Annotated in this window: 10 protein-coding genes; 5 read left to right on the top strand and 5 right to left on the bottom strand. The window is 76.3% G+C overall.

Annotation, left to right across the window (positions count from 1 at the left end; translation table 11 throughout):
- Nucleotides 1-11 precede the first annotated feature (11 nt).
- The 3 genes from KRAD_RS14435 to KRAD_RS14425 are packed head-to-tail and all read right to left on the bottom strand — an operon-like array spanning nt 12 to nt 4,031.
- Nucleotides 12-2,033, bottom strand: coding sequence for a DUF6541 family protein (locus tag KRAD_RS14435; protein ID WP_041292119.1), 2,022 nt, complete (start codon nt 2,031-2,033; stop codon nt 12-14).
- A 17-nt stretch (nt 2,034-2,050) separates the two neighbouring features.
- Entirely contained in the window at nt 2,051-3,232 is a 1,182-nt protein-coding gene (locus KRAD_RS14430; RefSeq protein WP_012086363.1) for a glycosyltransferase, read from the bottom strand.
- Between the two features lie 58 nt (nt 3,233-3,290).
- A complete protein-coding gene (locus tag KRAD_RS14425; RefSeq protein ID WP_157873606.1) occupies nt 3,291-4,031 on the bottom strand; it encodes a FadR/GntR family transcriptional regulator in 741 nt (246 codons plus the stop codon).
- A gap of 118 nt (nt 4,032-4,149) precedes the next feature.
- On the opposite strand from KRAD_RS14425, the gene KRAD_RS14420 reads away from it, so the two are divergent.
- Both KRAD_RS14420 and KRAD_RS14415 read left to right on the top strand, forming a co-directional pair.
- Entirely contained in the window at nt 4,150-5,613 is a 1,464-nt protein-coding gene (locus KRAD_RS14420) for a GntP family permease (RefSeq protein ID WP_012086361.1), read from the top strand.
- A complete protein-coding gene (locus KRAD_RS14415) occupies nt 5,610-7,184 on the top strand; it encodes a gluconokinase (RefSeq protein WP_012086360.1) in 1,575 nt (524 codons plus the stop codon). Before KRAD_RS14420 ends, KRAD_RS14415 begins: the two co-directional genes overlap by 4 nt.
- A gap of 7 nt (nt 7,185-7,191) precedes the next feature.
- Here KRAD_RS14415 and KRAD_RS14410 read toward each other — a convergent pair whose 3' ends face one another.
- Nucleotides 7,192-9,000 (bottom strand): ABC transporter ATP-binding protein, encoded by a 1,809-nt coding sequence (locus tag KRAD_RS14410; RefSeq protein WP_041292118.1) that lies wholly within the window; start codon nt 8,998-9,000, stop codon nt 7,192-7,194.
- A gap of 173 nt (nt 9,001-9,173) precedes the next feature.
- On the opposite strand from KRAD_RS14410, the gene KRAD_RS14405 reads away from it, so the two are divergent.
- Both KRAD_RS14405 and KRAD_RS14400 read left to right on the top strand, forming a co-directional pair.
- Nucleotides 9,174-9,821, top strand: a complete 648-nt coding sequence (locus KRAD_RS14405) for a glycosyltransferase family 2 protein (protein ID WP_012086358.1) — start codon at nt 9,174-9,176, stop codon at nt 9,819-9,821.
- Nucleotides 9,822-9,826: 5 nt separating this feature from the next.
- A complete protein-coding gene (locus KRAD_RS14400) occupies nt 9,827-10,204 on the top strand; it encodes a DUF2304 domain-containing protein (protein WP_012086357.1) in 378 nt (125 codons plus the stop codon).
- A gap of 31 nt (nt 10,205-10,235) precedes the next feature.
- On the opposite strand, the gene KRAD_RS14395 is transcribed toward KRAD_RS14400, so the two are convergent.
- Nucleotides 10,236-11,297: a cell wall-binding repeat-containing protein gene (locus KRAD_RS14395; protein ID WP_157873604.1), complete on the bottom strand. Its 1,062-nt coding sequence runs from the start codon at nt 11,295-11,297 to the stop codon at nt 10,236-10,238.
- Nucleotides 11,298-11,481: 184 nt separating this feature from the next.
- On the opposite strand from KRAD_RS14395, the gene KRAD_RS14390 reads away from it, so the two are divergent.
- Nucleotides 11,482-12,813 (top strand): UDP-glucose dehydrogenase family protein, encoded by a 1,332-nt coding sequence (locus KRAD_RS14390; protein ID WP_041293253.1) that lies wholly within the window; start codon nt 11,482-11,484, stop codon nt 12,811-12,813.
- The last annotated feature ends 14 nt before the right edge of the window (nt 12,814-12,827 follow it).

Raw genomic sequence — 12,827 nt, 5'->3', positions numbered from 1 at the left:
AGGGTGCCAGGTCACGGCCCGGTCACCTGCCACACGCCCACCGTGCCGCTGGTGAAGACCCGGCGCAGGCCCGCGACGGCGTCGAGGTCCACCAGGCCCGGCGGCACGGAGTAGCCGGGGACGCCGAAGAACGCGGCGTCGGCCGGGCGCAGGGGCAGTCCGGGGGCGTCGGCGTCGACGACGACCCAGGCGACGTCGTGGCGGCGCACGAGGTCCTGGACCTCGGGGTCGGTGGGCAGGTCGCGGAACCGCTTGAGCAGGGTCCGCAGGTCCGGCAGCGGGGCGGTGGGGACGGCGGTGGTGGCGAGGACGGGCACCCCCTCCAGGACGTAGGCGTAGGTGGAGCCGTCGTTGCCGGAGTTCAGGACGCGCTGGCCGGGGCGGACGTGCTCGGCGAGGAAGCGCGCGGCGGCCGCGTCGTCGGCGTCGACGCGCTGGTAGGCGGGGTCGGCGTAGCGCTCGCGCAGGGCGCGGACCTCGGTGGGCAGGACGTCGGAGCCGGCCCCGGCCAGGAGCGCGAGCCCCAGCGCCCCGGCCAGCAGGGGCGCGCCGCGGGGCGCGACCCGCGCGGGGAGCGGGCCGGTGAGCAGGTCGGCGAGCCGGACCACCGCGACCCCGGCGAGCAGCCACGCCCACGGGCTGCCGTGGGCGACGACGCGGTAGTAGGAGTTCCAGGCGCTGTCCCACACCAGGTCCAGGCCGGGGCCGCGCAGGTCCACGAGGTAGGCCACGGCGATCGCCGTCCACACCAGCCAGGTCAGCGCCGCCGCGCCGGCCCGGCGTCCCGCCAGCAGCACCCCCAGCAGCACCGGGACGGCCAGCCACCACTGCTCGCGGGTCGCGGCGGGGTCGATCCCGCCCTGCAGGGGCAGGGTGAGGACGCGGTGCAGCGCGTCGGGCAGGGACTGCGGGTCGACGTCGCGCACGAAGCGGGAGCTGGACCCCCCGCCGGTGGCCGCGGCGCGGGCCAGCGCCGTCCCCACGAGGGCGGCGACCAGCGCGCCGGCCCCGGCGAGGCCGGCGAACCACGTCCCGCGCCAGGGGCTGCGCCGGCCGACGACGGCGTCGAGGACGAACCAGCCGAGGACCCCGCCGCCGACGGTGAGGGCGGCGCTGGGGTGGACGGTGACCGCTCCGGCGCAGGCCAGGGCCAGGGCGGGGACGAGGCCCCCGACGGCGCGGGCGGGGGTGCTCGGCGGGGGCAGCAGCAGGGCGACGACGCCGGGGGCGAAGGCGATCGCGGCCGCGTTCGGCAGGGCGCCGGAGTCGTGGTGCATGGCCTGCAGCGGCTGGTAGGCGAGCGCGGAGGCGACGGCGGCGACCCCGCCGGCGGGCAGCCACGCCCGCGGCAGGGTGCGCGCGGCCAGGGCGAGCAGGCCCAGCGGCTGGACGAGGGCGAGGACGAGGACGCTCGTGGCGTTGAGGCCGCTGACGACGCTGACGTCGCCGGTGCCGGCGACGAGGGCCGCCCACTGGTGCAGCCCGTTGGGGTAGTACTGCGCGGGCACGCCGGTGACGACGTCGAGGGCCTGGCCGCGCCACGGCGCGGCGTCCCCGGCGCGCAGGACGCGGGCGGCGACGAGGGTGTGGGTGAGGGCGTCGTGCTCCTGCGTCGGGGTGGCGAGCGCGCCCAGCCCCCGCCGGAACAGCTCGCACGCCGTGGCGCCCGCGGCGAGGACCAGGACCCCCGCGGCGATCGCCGGGCCGCGCGGGGTCCGGCCGGTCTCGAACGGTTCGCGTCCCCGCCCGCGGACCGCGGCGACGAGCAGGGCGAGGACGGCGGTCGCGGCGAGGACCCCCCACCACGTGAAGCGGGTGCCGCTGAGCCCGGTGAGGGTCGCGACGACGGTGCTGACGCCGATCGAGGTGGCCGGCGCGGCCCCGAGCAGCACGGGGACCCGGCGGACCCCGGCGGCGGCGAGGACGAGGGCCCCCGGCAGCAGGACCCAGGCCGCGGCCAGGGCGAGGGTGAGCGCGTCGGAGGCGGGGCTCCCGCCGGTGACGACGGTGAACCCGGGGACCGCGGGGGCCATCGCGGGAGTCGCCGGGATCACCGCGGGGGCCGCAGCGCTTCGAGCACCGCGTCGGCGGCCCGGCGGGCCGCCGCGGCGAGGGAGCCGTGCGCCAGCGCCCACTCCCGCAGCCGGGCCCGGGTGGCCGGGTCCGGGGTGGTGGCCGCGCGCAGGGCCGCGGCCACCGCGTCGGGGTCGTGGTCCACGACGACCCCCAGCCCGTGCTCGCGCACGACCGCAGCGCCGGTGCCGACCCCGGCGAAGAGGACGGGGGTGCCGCAGGCCGTGGCCGCGTAGATCTTCGTGGGCGACATGAGGTCGTAGCCGGTGCCGGGGACGAGGGAGGCCAGCGCGAGGTCGGCGCCGGCCAGCAGCCGCGCGGCCCGCTCGGGGGCGACGGTGCCGGGCAGGTCGATGGCGTGCGGGGCGAGCTCGGCGGCCAGCGCCCGCAGCCGGGGGACGTCGACGCCGCCGCCGACCAGGGTGAGCCGGGCCCCGGGCCGCTCGCGCAGGACCCGCGCGAAGCCGCGGAGGAGAACCTCCGCCCCCTGCCACTCCGACATGGTCCCGCTGTAGACGACGCGCAGGTCCCCGGCCGGCGGGCCCGGGTCGGCGGTGGCGGGGTCGGCGGCGGGGTCGGCGGCGGGCCGGAAGACGTCGACGTCCACGCCGTTGCCCACGACGCGGACCCGGGCGGGGTCCACGCCCCCGCGCACGACCTCCTCGGCCATCCCCGCGGTGACGGCCAGGACCCGGGCCGCCCCGCGCAGCGCGGCCTGCTCGGCCAGCGCGACGGCCCGCAGCACCGGGGCGGGCGCCCCGGCGGCGACGGCGCCCTGCGACCAGACGTCGGGCAGGTAGGAGACGTAGGGGACCCGGCGCAGCGCGGAGGTGACGCGGGTGACGACCCCGGTGGTCGGCGGGGGTTCGTGGACGACGACGTCGGGGCGGGCGCCGGTCAGCAGCCGCGCGGCGAGGGGGACGTCGAAGGAGAGGTAGGGCACGTACCCGCGGACGGCGCCGTCGGCGTCGCGCAGGACGGGGCGGCGCCGGGTCGCGACACCGGGGTCGGCGGTCTCGGGGGCGGTGGCGCTCGTGGTGACGACCTCGACCTCGCAGCCGGCCTCGACGAGGGCGCGGGCCAGGGCGCGCAGGCGGAAGGGGGCGGCCCCCACGTCCGGGGGGTAGGTCCGCGTCGCGATGCGGACGAGGGGCGGCACGGTCCGCGACCCTACCCAGTGCGGGCGCTCCCCCGGGGCGCCACGCCCCGGGGCGGGGTCAGGCGCCGGGGGCGGAGGCGGCGGCCATCGCGGCGGTGGCCTCCCGCACGATCGAGCGCATGGCGTCCTCGGCGGCGTCGGCGTCGCCGACGCTGACGGCCTCGGCGACCTCGCGGTGCCAGGCGATGGCCTGGGCGGCGGGCCGGGCGGGCATCAGCCGGTGCTCGGTGCGCCCGGCGAGCACCTCGGTGAGGGTGCCGGCCAGCGCGGCGAACGCGTCGTTGGCGGTGGCCCCCAGCAGGGTGCGGTGGAAGCGGGCGTCGTGCTGGAGGTAGGCGGTCAGGTCGGGGGTGCGGGCGGTGACGGTCATCCCGACGACGGCCTCGACCAGCGCGCCGCACTGCTCGGGAGTGGCGTGGCGGGCGGCGAGGGCGGCGGCGACCGGTTCGACGGCGAGGCGCAGCTCGCTGAGGGCGAGCAGCTGGGCCTGGCGCCCGGGGCCGGCCAGGCGCCAGCGCACGATGCGCGGGTCGAGCACGGTCCACTGCTCCCGCGGGCGGACGACGACCCCGACGCGGCGGCGGCTGACGAGCAGGTTGAGGGACTCCAGGACGCGGACGACCTCGCGGGCCACGGTGCGCGAGACGCCGTGCTCGGCGGCGATGCCCTCCAGGGCGAGCACGGTGCCGGGGGGCAGCTCGCCGTCCACGACGCGCCGGCCGAGGCGCTCCAGGACGCGGTCGTAGGGGCCGCCGTCGCGGGGGGAGTCGGCCCGCGGCTGCGGGGTGGGGTCGGGCACGTCCCCATACTGCCCGGCCTCCTCCGTACACGTATCGCCGGAACGCACCGGAAAGGTACGACGTAATGCCCGGGTGGGCTACCCTCCCCCGCGAGACACCGCCGTCCCTGGAGGATCGATGGAGACCGTCACACCCGCCTACGGCACGAGCACGCTGCTGCTCATCGCCGCCGCCGCCGTGGCCCTGCTGCTGCTGCTGATCATCCGCTTCAAGCTGCACGCGTTCGTCGCGCTCGTGCTCGTCAGCGCCGTCACCGCCGTCGTCACCGTCGGTCCCGACGGGAGCCTGCTCGACGTCGTCGACGTCCTGACCGCCGGCTTCGGCAGCACGCTGGCCAGCGTCGCCCTGCTCGTCGGCTTCGGCGTCATGATCGGGCGCCTGCTGGAGGTCACCGGCGGCGCGCAGGTGCTCGCCGACACCCTCGTGGCCCGCTTCGGCGAGAAGCGCGCCCCCCTCGCCCTCGGCGTCGCCTCGCTGATCTTCGGGTTCCCGATCTTCTTCGACGCCGGGCTCGTGGTCTTCCTGCCGATCATCTTCTCGGTGGCCCGCCGCTTCGGCGGCTCCGTCCTGACGTACGCCCTGCCCGCCGCGGGCGCCTTCGCCGTCATGCACGCCTTCGTGCCCCCGCACCCCGGCCCGGTCGCGGCCGGTGAGCTGCTCGGCGCCGACATCGGCGTCCTCATCCTCGTGGGCCTCGTCCTCGCCGTCCCCACGTGGTTCACCGCCAGCTACCTCTTCGGCCTGTGGGCCGGGCGCCGCACCGACGTGCCGCTGCCCGCGGAGTGGGCCGAGCGCCTGGCCGCGAACACGGCCGGGCAGGCCGGGCCCTCCGGCACCGCCGGCGCCGCCACCGCCCCGGGCGCGACGGGCGGGACGGGCACCCCGGGCCCGGCCGCCCCGCGCTTCAGCACCGTCCTCCTCGTGCTGCTGCTGCCCCTGGTGCTGATCTTCCTCAACACGGGCCTGAACACGCTGGCCACCGCCGGCGCCGTCGACGGCGAGGCGACCTGGGTGCAGGTGCTGCGCCTGGTGGGGCAGACGCCCATCGCGCTGCTCATCGCCGTGCTCGTCACCATGGTCGTCCTCAGCCGGGGCCGGCTGACGCGCGGCGAGGTCGAGGACCTGGCCAACAGCTCCCTCGGGCCGGTCTGCGCCGTCATCCTCATCACCGGCGCCGGCGGCATGTTCGGCGGGGTCCTGCGCGCCAGCGGCATCGGCGGCGCCCTGGCCGACACCCTGGCCGCGACCGGCCTGCCCGTCATCGTGGCCGCGTTCATCATCTCCCTGGGCCTGCGCGTGGCGCAGGGCTCGGCGACGGTGGCGCTGACCACCACCGCCGGGCTGATGGCCCCCACCGTCGAGGCGACCGCGGGCCTGTCCAGCCTCGACCCCGCGTTCATCGTCATCGCCATCGCCGCCGGCGCGACCGCGCTCAGCCACGTCAACGACTCCGGCTTCTGGCTCGTGGGGCGCTTCCTGGGCATGGACGTGCCCACGACGCTGCGGACGTGGACGGTCATGGAGACCCTCATCGGCCTCGTCGGCTTCGCGCTGGCCTTCCTCGGGTACCTGGTCCTGTGAGCGGCGCGGGCACCGCGGGGGGTGCGGACCTCGTCCTCGGCGTCGACATCGGCACCACGAGCACCAAGGTCGTCGCCTACGACACCGCCGGCACCGCGACGGCGCAGCACTCGGTGGGCTACCCGCTGGAGGAACCGGAGCCCGGCCACGCCGTGCAGGACCCCCACCTCATCCTGGACGCCGTCCAGCGCTCGGTGCGGGCCGTCGTCGAGGCGGTCGGCGCCGGGCGGGTGGCGGGGCTGTCCTTCAGCACCGCCATGCACAGCCTGCTGGGCCTGGACGCCGAGCACCGCCCGCTGACCCCGGTGATCACCTGGGCGGACACCCGCGCCGGCACCCAGGCGGAACGGCTGCGCGCCGCCCCGGGCGGGCTCGCGCTGCACCGGCGCACCGGGACGCCGCTGCACCCGATGTCCCCGCTGCCCAAGCTGGTCTGGTTCCGCGAGCAGGAACCCAAGCTGTGCGAGCGGGTCAGCTTCTGGATCGGGGTGAAGGACTGGGTGCTGCTGCACCTGGCCGGCGCCCTCGTCGTGGACCACTCCACGGCCTCCTCCACGGGGCTGTTCGACCTCGCCGCGCTGCGCTGGGACGCGGAGGCCCTGCAGCTGGCCGGGGTGCAGCTGGAGCAGCTGCCCGAACCGGTGACCACGACGCACGTCCTGCCCGGGCTGACCGACGCCGCGGCCGCGGCGACGGGCCTGCCCGTCGCGACCCCGCTCGTGGTGGGGGCCGGCGACGGCCCGCTGGCCAACCTGGGGCTCGGGGCGGTGCGGCCGGGGGTGGCCGCCTGCTCCATCGGCACCTCCGGCGCCCTGCGTGTCGTCGTCGACCGCCCCGTGGTCGACCCGCTGGGGCAGGTGTTCTGCTACGCCCTCACCCCGGGGCGGTGGGTCGTCGGGGGTGCGATCAACAACGGCGGGGTCGTCCTGGAGTGGGCCGGCGACGCGCTGGCCCCCGACCTGGGCGAGGAGCCGCACGAGGCCCTCCTGGAGCTCGCCGGGCGCGTCCCGGCCGGCTCCGGGGGGTTGCTGATGCTGCCGTACCTGCTCAGCGAGCGGGCGCCGCACTGGAGCTCCCTGCCGCGCGGGGCCTACGTGGGCCTGACCCGCGCGCACCGGCGCGAGCACCTGGTGCGGGCCGCGGTGGAGGGGGTGTGCCTGCAGCTGTCGGTGGTCCTGCAGTCGATGCGCCTGGCCGGGCTGCGCGTGGAAGGGCTGCGCGCCACCGGCGGCTTCGCCCGCAGCCCGCTGTGGCGCCAGGTCCTGGCCGACGCCCTGGACATGGAGGTCGGCTTCGCCGCCGGCTACGAGGGCTCCAGCTTCGGCGCGGCGCTGCTGGGGATGGAGGCGCTGGGGATGGTGCCCTCGGTGGAGGTGGCCGCCGACCTCGTCACCGTGCAGTCGCGGGTGGCGCCCGACCCCGCGGCGGCCGGCGTCTACGCCCAGCTGCGGCCGGTGTTCACCGACCTCTACGCGGCGCTGGTCCCCACGTACACCGCGCTGCGCCGGCTCGCCCCGGCGCTGCCGGTGGAGCACCCCGCGCTGCCGGTGGAGCCCCCCGCGGGGGGCTGACCGGCCCTCAGGCGCCGGCCAGCCCGGACAGCTGGGCCTGCACCGCGAAGTCCGGGACCCGCGCCACGACCTCGTCGAAGGTCCCGACGTCGACGACGCGCCCGTCCTCCAGCAGCACCACGGCGTCGCAGTCGCGGACCGTGGCGAGGCGGTGCGCGACGACGAGGACGGTCACCTCGGCGCGCAGGGCGGCGACCGTCGCGGTCACCGCGGCCTCCGTGGAGGCGTCCAGCGCCGAGGTGGCCTCGTCGAGCACGAGGACCTTGGGGTCGGTGTAGAGGGCGCGGGCGATCCCCAGGCGCTGGCGCTGCCCGCCGGACAGCCGCAGGCCGCGCTCCCCCACCGGGGTGCGCACGCCCTGCGGCAGCCCGGCGACGACGTCGGTGAGCTGGGCGGCGGCGAGGACCTCCTCGACCCGGGCCACGTCGACGTCCTCGTCGCGCCAGGACAGCGCCACGTTGCGGGCCACGTCGGCGTCGAGCAGCGCCACCTCCTGCGGCACGTAGCCGACGCGGGCCCGCCACGCCGCGGCGACCTCGTCGAAGGGCCGGCCCCCCACGAGGACCCGGCCCACCGAGGGGGCGAGCAGCCCCAGGACGAGGTCGACCAGCGTCGACTTGCCCGACCCCGAGCGCCCCACCACCGCGACGCGCGAGCCCGCCGGCACCCGCAGCGACACCCCGTCCAGCGCGGGGCGGTCGCTGCCGGGGTAGGTGAAGCTCACGTCGTCGAGGACGATCTCGACCGCGCCCGCGGGCAGCCCGCGCGGGTCCACCGGAGCGAACCGGGCCCGCTCGCTGGCCGCGGCGCCGGTCTCGCGCAGCGCGTCGAGGACCTCCTGGGCGTTGGGCTCGTGGGCGTGCATCGTGGCGAAGACCGACTGCAGCCGGGTCAGGCACGGCACGACGCGGAACCCGGCGACGGCGAACAGCCCGATCGCCGACACCGCCTCGGTGACCCCCTGGGTGGCCACCGCGACCCCGCCGACGACGAGGAACCCGCCCAGCAGGGCCGCCTCCAGGACGAAGCGCGGGCCCACCGAGTAGAAGAACGCCATCCCCCGCGCCCGGGCGCTGCCCGCGCGGACCTCCCGCGCCACCTCGGCGAGCTGGTCCCCGCGCCCGCGCAGGGTGATCTCCTTCGTCGTCGCGAACGACTCCTGCACCAGCCGGATGGTGTCGACGCTGGCGGCCGTCGCCGTGCGCCCGGCGGCGGCGGCGCGCTTGGCGATGACGGAGTAGAGCAGCACCGCGATGAGCCCGAAGTACACCGCCGCGACGATCGCCGTCTGCCAGGCCGCGACGAGCACCACGACCCCGACGGCCACCAGCGAGGCGACCTCGGCGACGAGGCTGGAGAAGGGCATGAGGAAGCCGTTGAAGGCCTGGTTGAGCGACTCGTCGACGGTGCGGACCGCGCGCGCGGAGGACGCCCGCAGCCGGTAGGCCCAGGAGGCGGACAGGTAGGCCCGCACCAGGCGGTCGGCGACGTCGACCTCGTGGCCGGCGAAGCGGACGACGCCCCAGCGCACCAGCGCGAGCTGGGCCAGCGACTTCAGCACCAGCAGCAGGCTCGCGACGCAGATGAGGACGATGAGCTCGGTGGTGGTGACGGAGTCCCCCAGGACCGGCAGCGCCAGCGCGAGGCGCCCCTCGCCGCTGACGGCGGCGGGCAGCAGCACGGCCAGCAGGCCGAGGGCGGCGACGTCGAAGACGGAGAGCAGGGCCTGCGCCGTGCAGTAGGCCGTGACGAACCGCGAGCTCCCCGACGGCAGGAGGGCGAGGAGGGCGCGGACGGTCGACAGCAGGGACTTCACGCGCGCCATCCTCGCCGATGCGCCGCGCACGCCGTCGCAACCGCCATGATGGACGGGCCGTGAACACCTCACCGAACACCTCACCGAACCCCCCGGCGGGCGTCCCCGCGGGCGGTGCGCCGCCCGCCGCGGCCGTCGACGCCCTCGCGCCCGGGTTCCCCGCCACCTGGGTCGTGGTCCCCCTGTACTGCGAGGCGAGCGTCATCGGCGACGTCGTGCGCGGCCTGCGGGAGCGCTTCTCCCACGTCGTGTGCGTCGACGACGGCAGCACCGACGCCTCCGCCCGCGCCGCGCAGGACGCGGGGGCGGTGGTGGTGCGCCACGCCGTGAACCTCGGCCAGGGCGCCGCCCTGCAGACCGGGGTCGCCTACGCCCTGCGCGACCCCCTCACCCGCTCGGTCGTGACCTTCGACGCCGACGGCCAGCACCGGGTGGAGGACGCGGCGGCGATGGTGCGGCGGTTGCACGCGGAGGGGCTCGACGTCGTCTTCGGCTCCCGGTTCCTGGACCGGCGCACCGAGCTGGACCGGCTGCGGCGCCTGGTGCTGCGCGCCGCGGTCGTCTACACCAACCGCACGACGGGGATGCGCCTGACCGACGCGCACAACGGCCTGCGGGTGCTCTCCCGCGAGGGCGCGGCGACCCTGCGGATCCGGCACAACCGGATGGCGCACGCCAGCGAGATCGTCCACCAGGTGGGGCGCAGCGGGCTGCGCTGGGCCGAGCACCCCGTGCACGTCCTCTACACCGACTACTCCCGCTCCAAGGGCCAGTCGCTGCTGAACAGCGTCAACATCCTCGTCGAGACACTGCTGGGGTAGACGTCGTGCTCGCCATCCAGGTCCTGCTCATCGCCGTCGTCCTCGTCGTCGGCGCCGTGCTCGTGCGCAGCACCGCCGGTGCCCGCCACCAGGCCGTGCGCCGGCTGCTGCTGGGGGCGCTGGTGGGGCTCGCCGTCGCCAGCATCCTCGTCCCGGGGGCGGTGACGGCGGTCGCGAACGCGGTGGGCGTCGGGCGCGGCGCGGACCTGCTGCTGTACGGCCTGGTGATCGCGTTCCTGGGGTTCGTCGTCTCCTCCTACCGGCGCTCGCGCCAGCTGGAGGAGACGATCACCCAGCTCGCCCGGCGCCTGGCCCTCGACGAGGCCCCCGCACCGGAGCAGGCCCGCCGCGACGGGCGCGACGGGCCTGCTCGGCAGGGGTGAGGCCGCGCGCGAGGGCGCGCGGGGCCGGGGGTCAGCCGACGGCGGACACCACGGCGTCGTAGACGGGGGCGGAGACGGAGTTCTCGTCGCCGAAGACGAGGACCTTGGTGATCGAGGTGCCGTTGGCCACGGCGTCGGCCTTGAGGGCGTCGATGGCGGACTTCGTGCTGGCGGGCAGCGAGCCCCGGGCGGTCAGCAGCATGGGGCCGCCGCCGTAGGCGAGCAGGGCGGAACCGGCGAGGGCGTCGGGCCAGTTCTCGCCGGTGGCGACGCCGAGGAGGCTGGTGGCGTCCTCGAAGAAGGCCGCGGAGCTGAACTGGCGGGCGACGAGGGAGGCGGTCTCGTAGCGGTCGTTGCCGGCGAGCTGGGACCAGCCGGTCTGGTACTTGTTGACCGCGGTGACCGCGACCCCGCCGATGGCGATCTTGGTGGTGAACCGGCGGGAGTCCAGGTAGCCCTGGGTGGCGCCCCCGAGGTTGGTGCCGTCGGAGAGCAGGACGACGCCGATGCCGTGCTTGGAGTCGGTGTCGACGACGCCCATGAGGGCCCCGGCGGCGAGGCCGTCGGGGAAGTTCCAGCCGGTGACGACCGAGACGGTCTGCGCGGCGGGCAGTTCCTTGGCGATGGCGACGGCGGTGCCGAAGCGGTCGGAGCCGAAGAGCCGCACGGTGCGGAACCCGAGGGCCTTCACGGCGTCCTCGACGCCGGTGGAGAGCGCGTTGCCGTCGCCGAGCAGGTAGACGGTGCCGGTGGTCTTGAGGACGTCGGTGATCGCGGCGGCGACGGACGGGTCGAGGGTGGTGCGGGGGGTCATCAGCAGCGGGCCGCCCTTGTCCGAGGCCAGCGGCGCGCCGGCGAGGGCGTCGGCGAAGGTGTCGGAGCGGGTGAGGACGACGGCGTCGGCGCGCTGGCCGGAGAAGGACTTGGCGGCGGCGACGGCGGTGCCGATGCGGTCGGAGCCGTAGACGCGGCTGGTCGCGGCGGCCTTGAGGTCGACGCCCGGGGAGGCCGTCGCGGGAACGGCACCGGCCACGAGGGCCGAGCTGACCGCGAGAGCGGCCGCGAGGCCGAGGGTGCGGGGACGCAAGCGCATGGTGACCTTCCGGTGGACGTGTCCGTGGCTCCTGGTCTCGGCCGGGGGCGGCCCGAGCTTGAGGCACACCCTGTCACGAGTTCGACCGTCGTCCGCCACGTCTCCTCCACGAACGGCGTGACCTGGGTCTCCCGGACGGAGGCGGGTGTTCTCTCATCGCGTCCGTGTCGCTACTGTGCGCTCCATGCGGATGACTGTCATCGGGTGCGGGTACCTCGGGGCCGTGCACGCGGCGTGCATGGCGGAGCTGGGGCACGAGGTCATCGGGATCGACGTCGACCCGGAGAAGATCGCGGCCCTGCAGGCCGCCCGGGCGCCGTTCTACGAGCCGGGGCTGCCCGAGCTCCTCGAGCGCACGATGGCCACGGGCCGTCTGCGGTTCACCACCGACATCGCCGAGGCGGCGGGCTCCGCCGTCCACTTCGTCTGCGTGGGGACCCCCCAGAAGAAGGGCGAGTTCGCGGCCGACATGAAGTACGTCGACGCCGCGGTCGACGCCCTGATCCCCCACCTGGGCGCCGGTGAGCTCGTCGTCGGGAAGTCGACCGTGCCGGTCGGCACCGCCGCCCGCCTCGCCAGCCGGATCGCCGACCGCGCCCCGGACACCGAGGGTCTGGCCTGGAACCCGGAGTTCCTGCGCGAGGGCCACGCCGTCGAGGACACCCTGACCCCCGACCGCCTGGTCTACGGCGTCGACGGCGGGGCCGACACCGCCGAGGGCAAGCGGGCGAAGGCGCTGCTGGACGAGGTCTACGCGACCCCGCTCAAGCGCGGCACCCCGCTGATCGTCACCGACTACCAGACCGCCGAGCTCGTCAAGGTCGCGGCGAACTCCTTCCTCGCCACCAAGATCTCCTTCATCAACGCGATGGCCGAGCTCTGCGAGAAGGTCAACGCCGACATCACCCAGCTCGCCGACGCCATCGGGCACGACGACCGCATCGGGCGGAAGTTCCTCAACGCCGGTCTCGGCTTCGGCGGCGGCTGCCTGCCCAAGGACATCCGCGCCTTCATGGCCCGCGCCGGCGAGCTCGGCGCGGACCAGACGCTGACCTTCCTGCGCGAGGTCGACTCGATCAACATGCGCCGCCGGATCCGCATGGTGGACCTGGCCCGCGAGGTCTGCGACGGCTCCCTCATCGGCCGGCGCGTGGCCGTGCTGGGCGCGGCGTTCAAGCCGCTCTCGGACGACATCCGCGACAGCCCCGCCCTCAACGTGGCCGCGCAGATCCGCCTCCAGGGCGGCGACGTCGTCCTCACCGACCCGGCCGCGCTGGACAACGCCCGCAAGGCCGTCCCGGACATCTCCTACGCCGAGACGGTGGAGGACGCCGTCCGCGGCGCCGACGTCGTCCTGCTCCTGACGGAGTGGAAGGAGTACCGCGACCTCGAGCCGGCCACGATCTCCGGCCTGGTGAAGAACAAGCGGATCCTCGACGGCCGCAACGCCCTCGACCCCGCCCGCTGGCGCGCCGCCGGGTGGACCTACCGCGCGCTGGGCCGTCCCCGCGCCTGACCGGCCGCGACACC

The organism is Kineococcus radiotolerans SRS30216 = ATCC BAA-149 (genome assembly GCF_000017305.1).
Lineage (GTDB): Bacteria > Actinomycetota > Actinomycetes > Actinomycetales > Kineococcaceae > Kineococcus > Kineococcus radiotolerans.
This window is presented reverse-complemented; position numbering and strand designations above follow the sequence as displayed.

Excerpts from the sequence above, each read along its gene's own strand:
- KRAD_RS14435 (WP_041292119.1), bottom strand. The coding sequence starts at position 2,033 with ATGGCCCCCGCGGTCCCCGGGTTCACCGTCGTCACCGGCGGGAGCCCC.
- KRAD_RS14420 (WP_012086361.1), top strand. The coding sequence starts at position 4,150 with ATGGAGACCGTCACACCCGCCTACGGCACGAGCACGCTGCTGCTCATC.
- KRAD_RS14395 (WP_157873604.1), bottom strand. The coding sequence starts at position 11,297 with ATGCGCTTGCGTCCCCGCACCCTCGGCCTCGCGGCCGCTCTCGCGGTC.
- KRAD_RS14390 (WP_041293253.1), top strand. The coding sequence starts at position 11,482 with ATGCGGATGACTGTCATCGGGTGCGGGTACCTCGGGGCCGTGCACGCG.